17 protein-coding genes and 1 pseudogene are annotated in these 19,813 nt (G+C 41.5%); 2 read left to right on the plus strand and 16 right to left on the minus strand.

Annotated elements, in window-relative coordinates; all coding sequences use genetic code 11:
- A partial coding sequence (locus SCSH_RS02570; RefSeq protein ID WP_082581934.1) for a putative Ig domain-containing protein occupies nt 1-3,732 on the minus strand: 3,732 nt, incomplete at its 3' end.
- Nucleotides 3,733-4,114: 382 nt separating this feature from the next.
- Between SCSH_RS02570 and SCSH_RS02575 the strand changes: the two genes are divergently transcribed.
- Nucleotides 4,115-4,477: a thioesterase family protein gene (locus SCSH_RS02575; protein WP_057490338.1), complete on the plus strand. Its 363-nt coding sequence runs from the start codon at nt 4,115-4,117 to the stop codon at nt 4,475-4,477.
- A 97-nt stretch (nt 4,478-4,574) separates the two neighbouring features.
- Here the strand turns inward: SCSH_RS02575 and SCSH_RS02580 are convergent, their stop codons facing one another.
- The 4 genes from SCSH_RS02580 to SCSH_RS02595 form a co-directional block, all read right to left on the minus strand.
- Entirely contained in the window at nt 4,575-4,799 is a 225-nt protein-coding gene (locus tag SCSH_RS02580; protein WP_057490339.1) for a DUF4649 family protein, read from the minus strand.
- A gap of 27 nt (nt 4,800-4,826) precedes the next feature.
- Entirely contained in the window at nt 4,827-5,669 is an 843-nt protein-coding gene (locus SCSH_RS02585) for an SDR family oxidoreductase (RefSeq protein ID WP_057490340.1), read from the minus strand.
- An 86-nt stretch (nt 5,670-5,755) separates the two neighbouring features.
- Complete coding sequence (locus tag SCSH_RS02590; protein ID WP_057490341.1) at nt 5,756-6,166, minus strand: acyl-CoA thioesterase; 411 nt, start codon at nt 6,164-6,166, stop codon at nt 5,756-5,758.
- Between the two features lie 207 nt (nt 6,167-6,373).
- Nucleotides 6,374-6,856, minus strand: coding sequence for a hypothetical protein (locus SCSH_RS02595; protein ID WP_057490342.1), 483 nt, complete (start codon nt 6,854-6,856; stop codon nt 6,374-6,376).
- 70 nt (nt 6,857-6,926) lie between these two features.
- On the opposite strand from SCSH_RS02595, the pseudogene SCSH_RS02600 reads away from it, so the two are divergent.
- A pseudogene (locus SCSH_RS02600) lies at nt 6,927-7,736 on the plus strand (aldo/keto reductase); the annotation flags it as partial.
- A gap of 384 nt (nt 7,737-8,120) precedes the next feature.
- On the opposite strand, the gene SCSH_RS02605 reads toward SCSH_RS02600, so the two are convergent.
- The 11 genes from SCSH_RS02605 to SCSH_RS02655 form a co-directional block, all read right to left on the minus strand.
- Nucleotides 8,121-8,510 carry a PaaI family thioesterase gene (locus SCSH_RS02605; RefSeq protein WP_057490343.1) on the minus strand — a complete coding sequence of 130 codons (390 nt, stop codon included), beginning with the start codon at nt 8,508-8,510 and terminating at the stop codon, nt 8,121-8,123.
- Between the two features lie 215 nt (nt 8,511-8,725).
- Nucleotides 8,726-9,163 (minus strand): nitroreductase family protein, encoded by a 438-nt coding sequence (locus SCSH_RS02610; RefSeq protein WP_057490344.1) that lies wholly within the window; start codon nt 9,161-9,163, stop codon nt 8,726-8,728.
- Between the two features lie 469 nt (nt 9,164-9,632).
- Nucleotides 9,633-10,892, minus strand: a complete 1,260-nt coding sequence (gene dltD, locus SCSH_RS02615; protein ID WP_057490345.1) for a D-alanyl-lipoteichoic acid biosynthesis protein DltD — start codon at nt 10,890-10,892, stop codon at nt 9,633-9,635.
- Nucleotides 10,885-11,124: a D-alanine--poly(phosphoribitol) ligase subunit DltC gene (gene dltC / locus SCSH_RS02620; protein ID WP_057490346.1), complete on the minus strand. Its 240-nt coding sequence runs from the start codon at nt 11,122-11,124 to the stop codon at nt 10,885-10,887. Before dltC ends, dltD begins: the two co-directional genes overlap by 8 nt.
- 1,130 nt (nt 11,125-12,254) lie before the next feature.
- Nucleotides 12,255-13,520 carry a D-alanyl-lipoteichoic acid biosynthesis protein DltB gene (gene dltB / locus SCSH_RS02625; protein ID WP_057490347.1) on the minus strand — a complete coding sequence of 422 codons (1,266 nt, stop codon included), beginning with the start codon at nt 13,518-13,520 and terminating at the stop codon, nt 12,255-12,257.
- The gene (gene dltA, locus SCSH_RS02630) at nt 13,517-15,055 is read right to left on the minus strand and encodes a D-alanine--poly(phosphoribitol) ligase subunit DltA (protein ID WP_057490348.1); all 1,539 of its coding nucleotides are present in this window, start codon (nt 15,053-15,055) and stop codon (nt 13,517-13,519) included. The genes dltB and dltA overlap by 4 nt, the downstream gene beginning before the upstream one ends.
- A gap of 14 nt (nt 15,056-15,069) precedes the next feature.
- A complete protein-coding gene (locus SCSH_RS02635) occupies nt 15,070-15,192 on the minus strand; it encodes a teichoic acid D-Ala incorporation-associated protein DltX (RefSeq protein WP_057490349.1) in 123 nt (40 codons plus the stop codon).
- Between the two features lie 11 nt (nt 15,193-15,203).
- The gene (locus SCSH_RS02640) at nt 15,204-16,364 is read right to left on the minus strand and encodes a sensor histidine kinase (protein ID WP_057490350.1); all 1,161 of its coding nucleotides are present in this window, start codon (nt 16,362-16,364) and stop codon (nt 15,204-15,206) included.
- Nucleotides 16,358-17,044: a response regulator transcription factor gene (locus SCSH_RS02645; RefSeq protein WP_057490351.1), complete on the minus strand. Its 687-nt coding sequence runs from the start codon at nt 17,042-17,044 to the stop codon at nt 16,358-16,360. Before SCSH_RS02645 ends, SCSH_RS02640 begins: the two co-directional genes overlap by 7 nt.
- Before the next feature lie 142 nt (nt 17,045-17,186).
- Nucleotides 17,187-17,750, minus strand: coding sequence for a GNAT family N-acetyltransferase (locus tag SCSH_RS02650; protein WP_238581364.1), 564 nt, complete (start codon nt 17,748-17,750; stop codon nt 17,187-17,189).
- A 559-nt stretch (nt 17,751-18,309) separates the two neighbouring features.
- A partial coding sequence (locus SCSH_RS02655) for a mucin-binding protein (RefSeq protein WP_152972495.1) occupies nt 18,310-19,813 on the minus strand: 1,504 nt, incomplete at its 5' end.

Consider the following 19,813-nt stretch of genomic DNA (forward strand, 5'->3'; position numbering starts at 1 on the left):
CGTTTTAGTGCCATTGTGGTTATCCACAACATTGACGAAGCCAGCAGCACCAGCTTTACCGTCCTTGCCGTCTACGCCGTCACGACCTGCGGCTCCAGTGTCTCCCTTGTCACCTTTGGCACCGGTGTCTCCCTTGTCACCTTTAGCGCCATCGGAAACGGTTACGCTGTTCTTCTCATCTTCAGAGACCAGACCGTCGCCGTTGGTGTCGGTGCCTGTGGTGATGGTCTTAGTGCCATTGTTGTTATCCTTGACATCGACGAAGCCTGCGGCGCCAGCTTTACCATCTACGCCATCACGGCCATCGCGGCCTGCGGCTCCGGTATCACCTTTATCGCCCTTATCGCCTTTAGCTCCTTGAGCGCCATCAGAGACAGTCACACTAGTCTTTTCGTCTTCGGAAACGATGCCGTCACCGTTGGTATCCGTACCTGTGGTGAGCGTCTTAGTACCGTCATGGTTATCCACAACATTGATGTAACCAGCAGCGCCAGCTTTGCCATCCTTGCCGTCTACACCATCTCGACCTGCGGCTCCAGTATCTCCCTTGTCACCTTTGACACCTTGGGCACCATCGGAAACGGTCACGCTGCTCTTTTCATCTTCAGAAACGATGCCATCACCATTAGTGTCCGTACCTGTAGTGATAGTCTTGGTGCCATCGTGGTTATCCACAACATTGACGAAGCCAGCAGCACCAGCTTTACCATCTACACCATCACGACCTGCGGCACCGGTGTCACCTTTGGCTCCAGTATCACCTTTATCGCCCTTAGCTCCTTGAGCGCCGTCAGAAACTATTACACTAGTCTTTTCGTCTTCAGAGACTACACCATCGCCATTAGTATCCGTTCCTGTGGTGATGGTCTTAGTGCCATTGTTATTATCTACGACATTAACATAACCTGCAGCACCAGCTTTACCGTCCTTGCCGTTTACGCCGTCACGACCTGCGGCTCCAGTGTCTCCCTTGTCACCTTTAGCGCCATCGGAAACGGTTACGCTGTTCTTCTCATCTTCAGAGACCAGACCGTCGCCGTTGGTATCAGTTCCTGTAGTGATAGTCTTGGTGCCATTGTTGTTATCTACGACATTAACGTAACCTGCGGCTCCGGCTTTACCATCTACACCGTCACGGCCATCACGGCCAGCTGCACCTGTATCACCTTTTTCGCCTTTTTCACCTTTAATGGTATTAACAGTAAATTGTGCCGAAGCTTCTTGTCCAAAGGCATCAGTATATTTAACCGTGTAGGTGCCGTTTTCACCTGGGGTAATTTCAAGCTTAGGTTTTTGAGTATTAATCGAATAGGTGAAGACATTGCCATTTTGCTCAATATTAAGGCCATTTCCTGCGCGGAAGGTAATGGTATCACCACCATGAACCTGCTGAGCATCAGGAGCAACATTGGTATCATTTACTTGATTTTGTGTACCTGTTCCAGCAGTACCGGATGTAGCAATCCAATGATAATCTCTGGTCAGAAGGTACAATTGAGAACCATTAATAGCATCTGTAGATGTTTCGGAAATTGCACCTGCAGCTACATTTTTAATCTGACGTTCTTTGTCCTTATAACCAACTGAAACCTGATCGCCAGCAGCTTTCGTCTGACCTGCAAATCCTGAGTAAGTTATGTTATTAATAGTAGCGCTATCTTCTGTTGTTGCATCAGAATCTGTTATAGAACCTGCACCAAGAGCAACAGAATTATAGTAAGTAGCTTGCGCTGAAGGACCAACTGCTGAAGCCAGAATAGCTTCCGACTTAGCTTGGGTACCAAGCGCAACACTATTTGACGATTGAGCATTGGCATAGTAACCTATGCTAACACTTGAAGGGGCATCAGCAGAGGCCGTATAACCAATATTTATTGCACCAACACCACTTGCCTTACCACCGAGAGCAATGGCTGAATTAGCGCTAGCATTGGCAGTATTACCGATAGCAATGGCATTTTCACCGTTGGCTTTTGTATAAGTACCAAGAGCAACTGCACCACCCTTATTATCCAAATCAACATTGGTTTCTGCATAGTAACCAATAGCGGTATCATGATTGTTGGATGGGGTCGCATTTTCGCCAAGATGAACAGTTCCTACAGGAGCAGCACCATTTGCTGCAGCCCTAAAGACCGAACCACCTGATTGGATTGGCTGAGCAGACACAGCTGATGCATTTATCGGATTAGCCGTAAGTGAGACAGACGGCAGGCCAGGACCGTTTTGTTCAGCCACATACAGACGGCTTTCTGTCACATAGGTCACAGCTCCTGAACCAATATAAGTGCCATCAGGATTTGTTGCTTCGACGCTAGCTTGCGACAAAATAGTATAGCTACCAGCCTGAGCAACCTGTCCTTCAATTTTACCAGTAGCAGAATCATACACTAGGCCATCTGGCAAACCATCCTTGGTCACTGTTTTTCCATTGATAGTTGCACTGTAACTAAATTTGGTTGAGACCGCATTAATCCCACCATTAACGGCAATACCAGAAATTTTACGGCCAGAAAAGACCGCCTGATCACTCTTAGGCAGCGCATTAACATCCAAATCAATCGTTTTGCTAGCTGTCGTACCATCAGCGGCTTGCACAGTAGCTTGAATCGTATATTGCCCAGATTGGAGAACTGTCCCTGTTAATTGGCCACTTTCGGCATCATAGAAGAGACCGGCAGGCAGTCCTTCAACTGTTTGGGCATTACCTTCTTTTGTATAACTAAAGGACAATTCTGCCTGTGCCACCTTACTATCTGATGCTTCTTCCTCATCTTTATCAATACTTCCCGCAAGAACAAGATTAATTGCCTTACCAGATTGATTAGCTGTGATGGCAATAGGACGGATACTGCTTGCTTCATTCAAGGATTGATAATCACGGCCAACAGCCACATCCAGTGTCCCTTGAGCTTGACCGCCATGCTGCTCAGTAGCAATTTGCGTGCTATGATGCTGTGCGGAAGTCTGTCCATTGCTTGCTGCAGCTGTAACTTGAGGAGTATTCCTTTTGACATAGAAAGTCACATACTTAGATTTTTGAAGTTCTAAAGCTGCAACAGCTTGCGTATCAGCTTGATTTGGTAATAAGCTATATCCCAATAGACCTACTTGATTAAAGTTAGCCGTTTCAGTAATGACTTTATTAGAAAGCTCATTTGCGGGAATAACTAGCGATTTAGCTGATGTTTGAGCAACTGTTGTTTCAGAACCATTAGCTCCTTGTTCAACATAGCGCACCTTATAAAAAATATAGGCATTCTGATTATCAGCAGTTGTTGTTTGTACTGTTTTGTCTTCTGTCTTAGCAGCTGTTTGCTCTTGAGCAGGCGCTTGTTCTTGAACAGCTGTAGACGAATCATTGGTATTTTCTTCATCAGCAGCTGCTGATGTTACTTGATTCTGTGAGTTTTCTGTCGACGCGCTGTCTGTTAAAGGACTATTTGCAGGAGTTTCATCAGCAACAACAGTAGTATCGGTAGCAGCCTGTGATGGAGTAAGGTCCTGTGATGGGCTTACACTCTGCTCTGATAAAACCGTTTGGGATCCCCCATCGGCCGATGCTTGAGTAGTCACTGCCGCAGATTGAATTTGCGTCTGTTCTTCTGCCAAAGCAGCACCAGTGGCAAATAAACTGACTCCAATAAGGGCTGATGCTGCACCAAACTTAAATTTCCGAATAGAAAAGTATTCTTTTTTCTGGATAGAATACTTTGATCTCCTAGATTGCATAAGGTATAACCTTTCCTATAATTTTTATGGATGATTCTAATAATTTCAGAAGCCTCTATACTCTAAAACTAAAGTAACCAACGTCATTGTAACAGTTTAGTAAATAAATTGCAATATTTCTGGCTTTTTTCTTTTAATTTTTATTTTTGATAATGACTGTTACCTTACAATTGATATAATCAACTCTCAAACCCTCCTCTTTCCTGTATTCAAAAACTTTAAAAATTGTCATTTCAGAAATTTTATAAGTGCAACTTTTGACTAAAATATATTATTATAGGAAACGCTTACAGAAATTATTTGTGATTTAAAATTAAATGTGCTAAAGTTAGACTAAGAGCTAATATTAGGCTCTATATTTCGACAACAAAAGGAGGCAACCATGTCTATTTACAGTAAATCTTATACTACTACCTCTGAACATTCAGCTATGAACTGGGGCTCAGGCTGTCTTAACGTTTTATCAACTCCCAGTATGATTGCTTTCATAGAAAATGCAGCTTTTTTGTATTGTGAAGAAGATTTAGATGTGGCAACAACAACGGTCGGTGCTCAAATTTCTGTTCAACACCTAGCTGCTACTAAAATCGGAAAAACAGTGGACGTCAAAATCTTAGATGTAGAAAAAGACGGGCGGCGCTCCCATTTCAATATTGAGGTTTACGAGGGTGATAAGCTCATCGGCAAGGGAGATCACACGCGCGTCACTATTGATATTAAAAAATTTCTTGATAAGTTAGATTAAAATCAAAAAGCGGGAAAAATCTGTTCGTTTGAACACACGATTTTCCCGCTTTTATTATTTTCTTTTCTAGCAAGCAGCTTCTTTTAGCAGCTAGGATTTAATTTGATTCAAACTGCCGCCAGTCCATTTGACTAACGGTACGGTATAAATCCCCAACCAGTCCTTTATAGCCGACATCCTGTCCTTTGTAGGTCAAAGACACAACTCGATAAGAATCCGGCAGGGTCACGCAGCCGCTGAGTGACAACAGAAATTCTTCAAGGTTGTTAAAATGGCTTTCTCTTTTAGTTTGGTAAGCATCTAAATAAGTTAATACAATCATGAATGGTTCCTTTACAAAATCAGCAATTTATCTCAAGTCAGTTTTTTGACTCATTAATTGTTGCAAAGAGGTCGCTGGACGTCCAAGGACACGCTCAATATCAGAGGAAACTCCAGCTTGTTCGCCTTTTTGAATGGCTGTATAAGTACTGACCCAAGCATCGTATTCCCAGGCTTGCGCCGGCCAAGCCTTGCGTGACTGATAGGCTTCTTCAATCGTTTCATTGATATAAGGAATGGTTTGACCTCTTTCTTTGCCGACAAATTGAACAATATCAGTCATGGACAAATCTTCTGGTCCAGTCATGTTTAATGTTTGATTTTCCCATTGATGAGGATCAGCTAAAATTGCTGCTGCCACTTCAGAAACATCCTGCCGAGCGACAGCAGATACTTTTCCATCGCCGGCTGGTCCGCGAATTTCACCATTTTCTAAACACAGATCCAAAAAGAAATCCAAATAAAAATTATCCCGCAAAAAAGTATAGACAAAGCCTTTTTCTTTGATGTAGTTTTCTGTCTCAGCATGATCGCGCGCTAAAGTAAAATCAGCCTCAGCATTAGCATTATAAAAAGAAGTGTAAATAATATGCTTGACACCTGCACTTGCTGCCGCATCAATAAAATCAAAATGCTGCTGCAAACGATTGGGACTTTCTGAAGCAGATACCATCAGCAAGGTATCAATTCCCTTTAGAGCTTTAATAGCTTCTGGAGAATTTTCAAAAGCAGCCCTGACAATTTCAGCATTGTCATAATTAGTCGCTTTTTGTGGATTTCGAGCAAGGTGTCTGGCTGCAATTCCTTTTTTCGAAACGAGTTCAGCAGCCTTACCCCCTAATTTTCCTGTCACACCTGTAATAGCAATCATCGTAACGACCTCCTTCTAATCTTATAAACTTATTATAACATTGAAAGGTCAAAAAAGAGCGATTTTAGTTTGACAGTCAGTCACTGTCAAGACTGACTAAGTTCTAATAACTTGCTGTAAAAGTCGGGATATTCTTTTTTGATATTGATAAAGGTACCACTTTGAGCTAAAAAGCTGTGCTCAGACTGAGCCTGACAGACAGTTTCTCCCTTTTGATTGGTCATTTGGTAATGAAAGACCAATCGCGCAGCTTTAACCTTCGCTACAGTAATGACAATGGTAATCTCATCGGCAAAGGTTGAGGTCGCTAAATAGTGACAGTTGACTGAGACGACTGGAGAGATGATGCCTTCTTCTTCCAATTTATCATAGGGCCAGCCGATTTCTGTCAAAAAATGAACACGCGCCTCTTCCATCCAGCGAATATAATTGGAATGATGGGTAATGCCCATGCGATCCGTTTCATAATATTGAACCAAGTGCTTATATGCTGTCATGTCAGCTCCTTTCACAAATAACAATCATATAGTAGTTAAGTCTAAGATAAAATCACAAAACCATCCCAAATCAGCAAGCAGGACAGTCTTTTCTGTTTCCTTGTACAGGATTTGGACATCATACTACAAACTGGTCTCAGCAGCTCGTAGCACCGTACTTTTAAACCAAATACATAAATATGTTGTCTGCCTTGACCCCGATGTCTTTTATTCGTGTCCATAGGCATAAAGACGCCAGGAACCGTTCTTTCTTCTGACTACAATCCATCGCCAGCCATTATAACGGTCATGGGGACTGAATCCCGGATCTGGATCACTGCCTGTTGTAAAAACTGATATAAAAACAATACAGTCATCATAAGACTTGGCAACATTCTTTTTATCATAACCTTCCTGATATCGTCTAGTATCCATTTTTTTCCGTTGTTTGAGTTCTTGTTGAGACTGCTTATCCGAGGTGTAACTGAGCTTTTCTAATCGACAGTTCTCAAAAGAAGCAAATTTTCTTAAAATGGTTTTGGCAGCAGCTTCTCTTTCCTTTTGGGAATACAATTTTGAATGCCCGTAATTAATGGTGACATGTGAAGTATCACCAGTCTCGTCAACAACAAATATATAGAAGGCTCTTATTCCACCAATGCCTATAATGCATGCCAAAAGCAAAGCTGCTATCTTTATGAAGCGCCGCATGGCCATCCCTCCCACTGACATTATAGCATACTATTTAAATCAGCTTTGATATAAAAATCAGACAGCTGTCGAAAACGGCGTGAATTTCTTTGACAATGCTACCTGCTATGGCAGTGATGAGGCTGAAACTCGCTTTGGTGATGCTTTTGCTTTGACTGGCATTAAACGCGAGGATGTCATTATTCAGTCCAAAGTCGGTCTCTGCTTTGAACGCAATGAATTTGACTGGACCAAAGAAAATATTCTCTCAAGTGTTGATGACAGCTTGCGCCGTATGAAGCTTGACTACTTGGACGCTGTTTTGTTACATAGACCTGATTTGATCTTTGATCCTGAGGAAGTCGCGCAAGCTTTCGATGAATTGGAACAAAGCGGAAAAGTGCGCCATTTCGGTGTCAGCAATGTGCCAACGCTTCAGATGGAACTGCTCAAAAAATACGTTAAGCAGCCGCTTGTTTTCAATCAGCTGCAGCTTTCTTTGGAACAATCTCAGCTCATTGATCAAGCTCTCTATGTCAACAATAAGACAACTGATATGTCTATTGACCGCGACAACGGTACCCTAGACTACTGCCGTTTGAACGACATCACTATCCAAGCTTGGTCACCGCTCCAATATGGTATGTTTGAAGGCAGCTTTATAGACAGCCCTAAATTCCCACAACTCAATCAAGCCCTGCAAGAACTGGGCGATAAATACGGCGTATCTAAAGCTGCTATAGCTATCGCTTGGATCCTGCGCCACCCAGCCAAAATGCAAGCAATTGTCGGAACCATGAATCCCAAACACCTTATTGATGTCTGTGCAGCAGCCGATGTAGAACTGACTCACCATGAATGGTATCAGCTCTATCTGGCAGCTGGCAAATTTTTACCATAATAGCTAAAGAGATTTGTCTACACTCTCTTCAGACTGTAGACAAATTTCCATTTGCCTACCTTGATCAGCAAAAAAGTCTGCAGACTACCATATAAATTCCACGAACCTAAACAAGTTTAAAGGATACTTCCGCCGTGATGAAAGTGTCAGAAATGGTGAATTTTAGCCAATTCTGACACTCGGAAACTTTGAGACCGTGGCTCAAAGTTTAGGCATGGAATTCCCTAGGAAGTCGCTGCCGTCCGACATCATCTAAGGAAGTATCAAAGAAAAAGGACTTTTTCTTCAAGCTAAAGAGAGTGGGACACACTCTCTTTTTTCTACGACGAATCAGTTTTCAGATAGCCTACAGCAAAACTTCTTATTGAGTTTTGCCTAAGAAGCTCAGGATTCCTTGCGTTTTCCTGTGACAAACATGGTAAAGGTAGCCTTGGCCACTTCTTGTTCCAGCTGATTGGTTACGGTGACATCAACTACTTTTGTTGTCCGTCCATCATGGACACAACGTCCATCAATCAGTAGTGTATCTCCCAGCTTTCCCGATTTTAAATAATTAATGCTGGACTGAAGCGTCACCGCATCAAAGCCGGTCGAAATAGAAACCAAGCCGCTGATTTGGTCACACAGGGTAAAGATATAGCCACCATGGGCAAAACCGTAGTAATTCAAGGATTTGTCCACTACTTCTGTCGTCACCACTACATGGCCTTTCTCAAAAGAAACCATATCAAAATTTTCAAATACGCGAATTTCGTGCAAATGTTTATCAGTCATTAATTTTCCTTTCAATATTTATACGTAAGCTTCTAAGATGGCACCCTTTTGTAGGTGATTGCGCAGCAATCATCGTTATCTCTCCTATCTCTTTCTCGTTGCTATTTTGAAAACCTATTATCACATCTTACCATTAAATACACAAAGAGCAGACATCCTGCGGGAGCCTTCCTGTAGAGATACCTGCTCTCTTTTTGATATGAACCAATTGGCATTTACAGTATTTCCACTGCAAGCCTTTTTTCTTTTTCAACTGTCATTTGGGATTCTGCATGTCCTACCGCAACGATAACAAGAGGTTTGAAGCCATCTCTAATATTCAACTTTTCCAATAGTTCTTGTTTATCCTGAATAGCAGCTGGAACAGACATGATGAAAACTGAAGCTAGTCCCAAATCTGTCGCTGCTAGCATGATATTTTCAGCTGCAGTAGACACATTACAATGAGAAATCATGGGAACTTGCTCATTGACTTTTGCACTGAGTATCATTAATGTTGGTGCTTGATAAGTCGGGTGATCTCCCACCCTAGGCATACCAGGTGCAGCGGCTACCTCAATAGCTTCAAGTTTTTCTTGACTTTGTACAACAGTCAGCTTCAGTCCGCTGTAATCACCCATTCCCGCTGGGGCTGCGTTAGCAGCTTGAATCAAAGTTTCGTCTCTGCATCTGTAAGCTGTGTCTGTGTAAACTTCCGACAAGCATAGCGGCTTGTGATTGCTTCTATTGTATTCATTGACTTTTCCTCCCTTAAATCATGATTTGCCTTTTCGGCATCCAATCGATTCAGTATAAAGTTCAACAGAAATGCTTCAAATCTCCTCTGGCCAACTGTCCACCTCAAACAGTTATACCTGTAGATTTGTTAGCTTATATGAAATCGATTTCAACTAACTTTATTATAGCACTTTTTGGAGAAATGGAAGAAATGAGAGAATAAGGGAAGAAAGTTACAAGAGGTTCAGCAAATTTTTTAGAGCAATATACAAAAAGGAAGTTGGTCAAATCCAACCTCCCCAATTAGGATTCATTTTAACATCATAAGGCAGTGATTGGGAGAAAGTCTGCTAGCTTTAGCTAACCTAGAATTTTCCCCTGCACAGTTCATTAGGTACTTCTAATCTAGAATTTTTCTGGCTGACCCGTAAAATTAGCCCAATCTTTTTTCAAGAAACGCTTGTTAAGGGTATAGGTCGGAGCTTTTTGCTCTTGACCAAGAAAAGAAGTAACTACCTTATCCAGTTCCAGCCAGCCGTTCCAACCCATGTGGATAGTGTCCTGCATGAAGTAGGTTTTACTGCCGTCCTTTGAAAAATCGGCAATATTGGTAAAGCCCTGACTCTGCAGCTGATACTTAACTTTGGCAACAGATTTTTGATACATAGCTCTATCAAGCCCTGTAAAGGCAGCCCACTTACTGTTAACTGGCGGAATAACAAAAAGGACATTGGTCTTTTTTTTCGCAAATTGGTTCAATACTAGCTGCAAATCGTTGTATTCAGGAGACCTGGTATAGTCAAAGAACTTTTGAGATTTTTTCAATCGTTTAAGCTGACGCTGCACACGCATGCTGTAGAAAGTATTTTCAATGCCAAAGTTATTGTTAGACGTTGATTTTTTTCCTTCTTTAGTGGCTATCCGTTTTAATGCAGCATAGGAAAAATTCTTTGGTAAACCTGCTGTCTTAGATAACACTTTTTTCTTGTAACTGTTAAAAAATGGCAGATTGCTGAAAAAGGCATCTTCTTTGACCAAAATTTTCTCTTTTAAGGCCAGTAAGGACAGATCTGAAGAACTCATTTCTTTTCCTTTTGCTGCTTTTTCCACCAAATATCTAAACTCTGAATCTGGACAAAGTTTCAAGAAACGCTTAGCAGCATACCGATTATAAGGACTGCCTGTCTGGTTTTGCAAAAAATCAATGAGCTGACTGTTGCTAAAATAATTTTGAAAAGCACGAGAATTAGCCCCTTCAGCTACAAACCACTGCGGAGAGATGATATAGACAGCTTGCTTATTTTCAAGCTCTTTACTAATCTGCTGAATGCTAAAGTAGTGTGTCAAAGAAGCCGCACCCTTTTGCCCCAATAGATAAGGTATGTAATTCCGGTGATAAGCCTGCGCTAAAACCGAGGGATGCATTTTGTCCAGCCGCGACAATTCACTCGACCCAAAAAAGGGGATAAAGCGATGCTTGGGGTCTGTCAAGGCGCGAACTTTTTTATATTTGCTTTTAAAACCAGCCTTAGTCAAAGCCACCGCATCATTTTTTTCAGCTGTTAAAGAGTGCTTCACAGTCACAGGCTGAAAAGCGATAAGGGCTATTGCCAACAGCAAAGCGCAAAAAACAGGACCTAAAATCAGCCAGAGGCGTTTAAGCATGACGCAACTCCTCTATTCCTACAATAATTTTATTGGCCGTATTCCAGTCATCACGACCAAATTCTGATACAGGAATAGTGATACCAAAATGATTTTCCAGCTCCACAATCAACTCAACAGTTCCCATACTGTCAAGCACACCCGCATCAAATAAATCCTCATCCATCATGTCAGAAACATCTTCCATGAAAAGATCATCAATAATTGCTAATACTTCTGATTTTACATCCATTGTTAGTTACTCCTTTATTAAGATACAAAGGGCGTTAAGAACGCAAAGTCAAAATAGGAGAAAGCCGAAGAGTCCTTAAGACTCTAGGATTTCTATCTTTTTGACACAGCGTTTAGCCCGTGTTCAGTTAGTTAAGATACAAAGGGCGTCACCCAATGATTAGTGTCGGGAGATAAATCTCCACGTCACTAAACGAAAAAGCTTATAGGCTTTTTCTACATTGGCCATTTGCTCCGACTTCCAAAAAGAATCGTTTTGAAAGTCGGAGCGTCAAGAACGCAAAGTCAAAATAGGAGAAAGCCAAAGAGTCCTCAAGACTCTAGGATTTCTATCTTTTTGACACAGCGTTTAGCCCGTGTTCAGTTAGTTAAGATACAAAGCCCGTTACCCAATGATTAGTGCCGGGAGATAAATCTCCACGTCACTAAACGAAAAAGCTTATAGGCTTTTTCTACATTGGCCATTAGCTCCGACTTCCAAAAAGAATCGTTTTGAAAGTCGGAGCGTCAAGAAAGCGAGATGAAAATAGGAAGCTGACGCTGTGTGGTTCACACACAAGGAAGCTTATCTTTTTCACGACGCTTTTAGGGCGTGTTCAGTTAGTTAAGATACAAAGGGCGTCATCCAATGATTAGTGTCGGGAGATAAATCTCCACGTCACTATAAGTTCAAATCTTCGATTTTGAAGACGCTCCTCACGTCAGGACGACTAGGACTTTCACAGATGAAATCGAAGAAAGTCCAGGCGTCTACGACGCTAAGAAAAATGAAACAAATGATTATACGTAATCTTCCTAGATTACATTAACTTGAAGAAAAAGTCCTTTTTCTTTGATACTTCCTTAGGTGATGTCGGATGGCAGCGACTTCCTAGGGAATTCCATGCCTAAACTTTGAGCCACGGTCTCAAAGTTTCCGAGTGTCAGAATTGGCTTAAATTTACCATTTCTGACACTTTTATCACGGCGGAAGTATCCTTTAAACTCGTTTGCGTTCGTGGAATTTATATGGTAGTCTGCAGACTTCTTTGCTGATCAAGGTAGGCAAATGGAGATTTGTTTACAGTCTTTCTTAGATTACATTGTCTTGTGGATGCATTGCTGTTTTTCCCACTTCTTCATCAATAAAGTTTACGGTTTTATCAGTGGTTTAGGGAACCAGAGCTGGTCCAAAAAGCCTGAAAATATCAGGAAGGACAGCATGACCGTATTAAAAGTAATGACGATACCCAAAGCCTTAGTCCATTTGTTGTCCGGAAGCGGCTTTTGACCCTTGCTTTTCCGTTCCTTGTTGATTTTTTTCTTCTTGCGCAGCCACCAATCATTGATGACCAGACCAAAACCATGGAAAAGCCCATAGGCAATATAATACCAAGTCACTCCATGCCAGAAACCCATGATGAGCATGTTGATGATGTAGGCGACACTTGATGTGACATTACGGTTTTTGAAAATTTTATTTTGGACCATGACCTTAACCAGACGCATAAAGACAAAGTCACGGAACCAGAAAGACAAGCTCATGTGCCAACGATTCCAGAATTCCTTCAAATCACGTGATTTGAAAGGCTGGTTAAAATTGGCAGGGCTCTTAATTCCCATGAGGTTGGAAATAGCTAGGGCAAACATACTATAGCCTGCAAAGTCAAAGAAAAGATCTAAACCATAGGCATACATGACACCAAGTGCCGGCAGATTGAAGATACCACCCCGCTGCAAAGCTATCAGCTTAACAGGATTCATAAATACTTGTCCAAAGATATAGGCCAAAATGAATTTATAGAGAAAGCCTAGCATGATATAGCGAACTGATTGTTCCAACATATCCAGCAATTCTTCGCGCTCAGGAATGCTTTCATAATCTTCATTGAAACGTCTGAAGCGATCAATTGGTCCACTGGAGAAAGTTGGCATAAAAAGCAGAAAGCGAAGGAATTGCCAAAGGCTAAAATCTATCAGTACTCCATCACGCATTTCCATAATCATGCCCACTGCACGGAAGGTCAAATAAGAAATTCCTAAGAAACCAAAGAGTGAGGCACGATTTTCCACTTCAATCAGCGGACTGATTTTCACAAAAGCCAGCGGCAAGACTGACAGAAATACCCAAAGATAAAAAATCCACTTGTTATTATAAACTTTTCGGTAAAATCTATAACTGTAAACCAACACGAGCTGCCAAATGACGTAAATAAGCAGCGATGCTAGCTGATAAAGATGCTTGCCTGTTAGCATGAGCACGATGAAAGCTAAACTGACCAATGCTTCATAAATTGGAAAGCGTTTCTTAAAAAAGAGTCCGACAAAAATTGGCAGCACTGCCGCAATCAAATAAATAAAATACTGGGGATTGCCATAAGCCTCTAAATGAGGCAGCTGATGGAGAAAGTCAATCATCGATTATTTACCTCACTCATCAAACTCTTAATGTCAATCTTGCCATTTGGGGTCAACGGTAGACTGTCTCGATAGAGGAATTTGGATGGCATCATGTAATCCATCATGATGTCTTTTAAATCTTCCTTGATGGCCTTGGTGATGTCTAGTTCCCGGTCAAATTGCTTGCTGACATCTTCTTTAAGGACAACATAGGCCAAGAGATTTCGCACCTTATGGTCTTTATTATAACGAGGCACAGCAATTGCTGATTTGACGTATTGGGACTTGTTTAGATTCTGCGATACTTCTTCCAGCTCAATGCGATAGCCGTTAAATTTAATCTGGAAATCCAAGCGACCGCCATAGATGAGCAGGCCTTCATCAGTCATCATCCCAACATCCCCTGTATGATAAGCAGGCAGACCATCAAATTCAAAGAAGGCCGCTTCTGTACGTTCAGGGTTATTAAGATAGCCTTTGGATACAGCAGGCCCAGTCACAATGATCTCACCTTGCTGACCATTAGGCTGTTTATTGCCGTCTTCATCAATGATAAAAGTTGGTGAGTCAGGCTTAGTATAGCCAATGGGCAGCCGTTTGCAAGTGGCTAAAATCTCATCAGTCACTGTAAGAGCTGACAGGGCTACAGTTGCCTCAGTTGGACCATAGGCATTAACAATACACGCATGAGGAAAACGCTCGTGCAGTTTTTGCGCTGTCTTGACCGTCAGCTCCTCCCCACAGAAATAAAAACGAGTCAAGTGCGGCAAAGTCTCAGTATTGAAATCATCTGACAGCATAGCCATATCCACAAAGGACGGCGTTGAGACCCAGACTTGGATTGGCATTTGATTGATGGTATCAAAGAGGCGTTTAAAATCTGTTGTCAATTCTTTCGGCAGGGCAAAAAGCGTACCCCCTTTAGCCAAGGTCGGTGCCCAGTACATGACCGACAAATCAAAAGAATAAGGCGGCTGCGCCAGCATCTGCGGCCTATCAGGAACTGAGAAAGCTTCTGCTGAAATCATCCAATTGGTAAAGCTGAGCAGATTATCATGAGAAATTTGCACCCCCTTGGGCTTACCAGTCGTGCCAGAGGTAAAGATAATGTAGTAATTGTCGTTCCCCTTGACAGAATGCGTCAGCTCATAAGACGCCTTTTGTGCAAAAACATCTCTTAGCTGTGCTAGTTCAATAACTGGAACAGACTTAACATCCAAGGGAAAATCTCCAACGGAAATAATGAGACTGGGCTCTGCTATTTCTATAATATCCTCAATGCGTTCTAAAGCTGAATGCTGATCCACTGGAATATAAGCGTGACCTGACTTAGTCAGTGCCACAAAACTAGCCAGCATTTCATACTCCTGACCGCCAAAAACCAAGACAGGTGATTTAGCAGCTACCTTCATGGAATCAATGTAGGCTGCCAAAGAGTCGGAATCGGCCTTTAAATCACCATAAGTGTGAACCTCTCCTAAAATATCGTAGACGGGAAAATTCCCCTGTGTCTGAGCCAGCTGCTCAAGATTGTCAATCATATCGTGCAACATGCATGCGACCCTTTCTAGAATTCGTTATAGATAAAGTTGCCTTGACCATGACCAAGATAACTGAAAAAATAAATTAAAATCAAAAAAATCAAAGTATAAACTAGTGTTCTCAGTAAAAACTGAACAAATGCTTTCATTAATTAACTCCTTATTTGACCGGCAGGCGTACTTCCAAAAACATTGCTCCCTTGTCCTGCCAAGCCTTCACCTGTCCTTGGTGATGCTTAACAATTCCCTTAGCAATGGCTAATCCAAGACCAAAACTAGATGTGCTGTGGCGAGAACCTTCCGCCTGATAAAAACGTTCAAACAAATTGTCCATGACTTCTTCTGAATAAGCCTGACTTGGATTTGATACCTGCAGAACAGCCTTCTTTTTCTCTTGTTTCAGGCTGATGTGAATAACGCTCTTATCCAGCGAGTACTTAATGGCATTGTCCAATAAGATGGTAATTAACTGTTTCAATTGCGACTCTTGTCCCAGAACCCAAACATCATCGGCTATCTGATCTTCGATTAGCTTACCTTCTTCATAAGCCAAACTTTCATAACTGAGAATCATCTCTTCACAGATTTTTGATAAATTGACCCTAGTAAAGTTCACTATCTGCTCATTCCCATCCAATTTGGAGAGGCCAAGTAAGTCCTGTACCAGATGCTCCATTCGTTTGGTTTCTGAAAGAATGTGATCCAAGTAACGGTTAGGTTCAGTCTGATTTTGCAGCACTTGAGCATTGGCCCGAATAGCTGCAATAGGTGTTTTCAATTCATGGCTGGCATCAGAAACAAACTGCTTTTCTCGATTAATAGCATCCTGAGCCGGCTGGATAATAAAGCGCGATAGATAAATGCTGACACCCGTCAGAAGTAAAAAGCCAAAAACAGTAAAGACAATAGTCAGTAAAAACTGCCCAGATGAGCTCGAATAACTGTCCAAATCAATGAAAACCAACTGCCAGACGCCATCTTTCTTCTCCTTAAAAGAATAAACATAGTTTCGCCATTTCCAATCCTTTTTACTTCTTTTCAAGAGAGAACGGCTTACCTTTTTTACATCTTTATCAGACAGATCTGTGTCATTAACCATAATAGTGGTTTTTCCATCTTCCTCGACAGTAACCATAGCAATAGCTTCATCTGAATAGTCTTTAACATAGCCATTTTTAGCCACAAGTTTAACAATCCGATAAGTATCGTAATCATCCCAGTAGCGGTCATAGTGATTACTGATAAAAAATAATAAAAGGATGACCGCTGCCAGCAAAGACATAGTAATAATAACAAATTGCTTACGAAGTTTAGTTAACATACCTTCTTAGGACCTTCCTCTAAAGAATAACCAACCCCTTTAGTTGTTTTAATTGCTACATTGGCCTTTAAAAAGCGGAGCTTTTTTCTCAAAAAAGAAATAAAAACTTCCAGCTGATTATATTCCGAACCGTCCATTGGCCCCCAAACCTTCAGAATCAACTGATTTTTAGGAATAATTTGGCCGGGATGCCGCAGCAGAGTTTCCATTAGTAGAAATTCTTTATTAGACAGCTTAACTTCATGATTATTAGCGCTTAATTCACGATTATCCAAATTCAGCATAATATTTCCCAGTTTCAGATGATTAACTTTTAGGATAGAAGACTGACGAGTTCTTGCACGAATACGGGCTAGCAATTCATCTGCTTCAAAAGGTTTCGTTATGTAATCATCTGCTCCCAAATCAAGACCAGATACCTTATCATCCAACTGAGACTTAGCTGTAAGAAAAATAATCGGAACTTCTGTACCTAACTGACGAACCCGTTTCAAGACTGTCATACCATCCATCTGAGGCAGCATAATATCCAACAAAACCAAATCATAAAGTTCCGTTAAAATATAATCCATCCCCGTTTCTCCGTCAAATGCTAAGTCAACATCGTAGTGAGCCTCTTCTAAAATAGCCTTTATAGCTTCTGAAATACTTTTTTCATCTTCGACAACTAGAATTCGCATACGATTTTTTCCCTTATATTTTAAAGTCTGCTCTTATTAGTATAAACCATTGGTATTGAATTAACCTTGAAATACTAAAATATTTTTTAAATAAACAAGGGAGTGGAAAAAATAGCCATGATTGCTGTCTTGCCCAGCCTCTTCATATCTCAGAATTTATGTTGTATTTTTTTTGAAACCTAAACATTCCATCCGCAAACTGTTCATCTTCTAGTTCATGCCTGTTATCAGGATCATTAGGATTAAGATGATGGCTGTTAAAGAATTCAATAATATGAAAACCGCAGCGATTGACATAAAAATGGATGTTTCTTGTTTCAAAATAAGGAGTCACTGTTTCCCAGACCTTCACCTCAGGGAAAAGCCGCTCTACCTCACACCAAGCAGCATAACCAATCCCTTTACTGTGAAAAGCAGGTGCTATAAACAGCAAATCAAGTTCGCCCTGTTGACCATCCACTTTTACAACCAAACCGCCGACTTTCTTACCATCCCATAAAATTCTGTACGCCTGACCGCTGTCAATCGAGTTAACAATGGCCTCCCGTGAGATAATCTCTCCATCTTCTTCAAAATGATTATCTCTTCTACCAAACTCTTCCAGCGCTCCATAATTAAACGCTTCTTGATTATCAAGAATAAATTGTTCCTTGTCCTCCATGCAAAGGAGGATTAATTTAACAACCGTCTTTGTCATCTCCATCATATCCTCTCTATTAAGTAAGATGTTTTATCATCACGAAATACCTCAAGAACTTCTTGCTACAGTCCATCTTAATTGTCTGCCAGCACCTAGATTTCTTTTAATACCTACCGGTTCCGCCTTACTGTCATAACAGTCTCCTTTTTGGGTTTTAAAATTATTCTACCGCATCCTTACAAAATGGTCAGCTATTTTGTGTATATTTATTAATCATTTTTATATATTCAGCCTTACTGAACCTATTACAAATTTAAAAAAAACACGAGTTGCTTCTCCCTTTTCGGACATTTTGGCTCTCTGTAGCTATCCCTTATCAGCTAAACCTTATATTCTGAGGCAGTAAGGCTCATCCCAAACTGTCAGCGGATTTGCAGGTCTGATATTTCAACTTTCTTTAACAGAATAGATTTCTAGTTTATCTTCAGGTTTTTCTTTCATTAAAAAGCACCCCAACTGTTCCGTTGGAGTGCAATTCATCATTCTAAGGACTTTTCTCTAGAATTTCAATGCCGATCAATAAGTACACTGCAAAAAGCATAATCATGTAAGCAAATTGACTTACTTATTCCTCTTTTTTGCCTTTCTTAGCAAGAGCAAGTATGCTTGCTGCAAGAAGAGTAACTAAGCCCGCCACAGCAGCATGATTAGATTTATCACCCGTGCTTGGAAGCTGAGCAATCGCTTGGTTTCCTTCATCTCCAGAAGCTGCTGGTTTTTCAGAAGATGGCATGACAGAAGTATTTGAAACATCTTCGTTGGATTTAGGTTCACTTGGAATTATAGGAACAATTAACTCAGTTGGAATAACAGGAATATCCAACTCTGGTAAATCATAAGTTGGGAAATCAGCTGGAATTTTATACTCATTTGGCACATAATTGATTGGTGTATCCTTAGTCGGATCCTCTGGTGTCGGCGGAATGTATCCCTTAGATGGGTCGTTCGGGTCTACTGGTGTCAATGGCACATCGTCCTTAGGGTCGTTGGGATCCTTGGGATCTACCGGCGTGTAGCCCGGAACATGTGGAATGACTGGATAACCTGGATCCTTCGGTTCTTGTGGCCTTGTTGGATCTGTCGGATCATTTGGATAAGGTGTGTCTGGGAAGTTTGGTACATTTGGAATGTTTGGAACATACTTACCAAGCGCTGTGTAAGTGACAAGGACTTCGCTATCTGCGTCTGTGGCTTGTACACCCGTGACTTTCGCCACACTAACCTTATTCGCAATAAATCCAGTAATAACAGGCGACTTAACTGCATCAAACGTTGTGTCCACAGCTGTCCAAGCATCAAAGGTTACAGCACCCGTGACCAGGTTCACCTTGGCAAGGCGTTTGAAGGTCAGTGTTTCAGCCACTGAAGGTGCAGCTTGTGAATTGTCTTTGACATAGACATACTTGACTGTACGAGTAACCGTTTCGGTACCCAGCTGATCCTTCACATTATCTGGCCATACAGGGCTATTAGGATCACTTGGATTTACAGGCTGACCCGGTACTGGCGGAGTGCTTGGGTCAAATGGTTCGATACGTTCACGAAGCACGACTGTGAAGAGTTGGTCAACAGCTGCATTAGTGTCGAAATTATGCATAGTTATCGGACAAGCAAACCAAGGCATTGTTTTGGTAATAGTCGTATCGGTATCGCAATTATGTGCTCCACCACCAAAGTCATCGCTAACCACTTCATAACCAAGTTTCTTATAATTATTTAAAGCAGCTTCATACTTAATTGTAGGAATCACCGTTTCTGACTCCCCATTTTCAGTTACCGTTAACAACTGAGTGCCACTTTCAGTTACGAAGTCGATGAGTGCTTTTTGATTATCTGCTTCATAATTAATCAGCCTATCCTTAGTCGGATCCTCTGGTTTTGGCGGAATGTAACCCTTAGATGGGTCGTTAGGATCCACTGGCGTCAACGGCACATCATCATTAGGGTCGTTTGGATCCTTGGGATCTACCGGTGTATAGCCCGGAACATGTGGAATGACTGGATAGCCTGGATCACTCGGATTCTGCGGTTTTGTTGGATCCGTTGGATTATTTGGATAAGGTGCATCC

The sequence above is a fragment of the Streptococcus orisasini genome (assembly GCF_001431045.1).
Taxonomy (GTDB): Bacteria; Bacillota; Bacilli; order Lactobacillales; family Streptococcaceae; genus Streptococcus; species Streptococcus orisasini.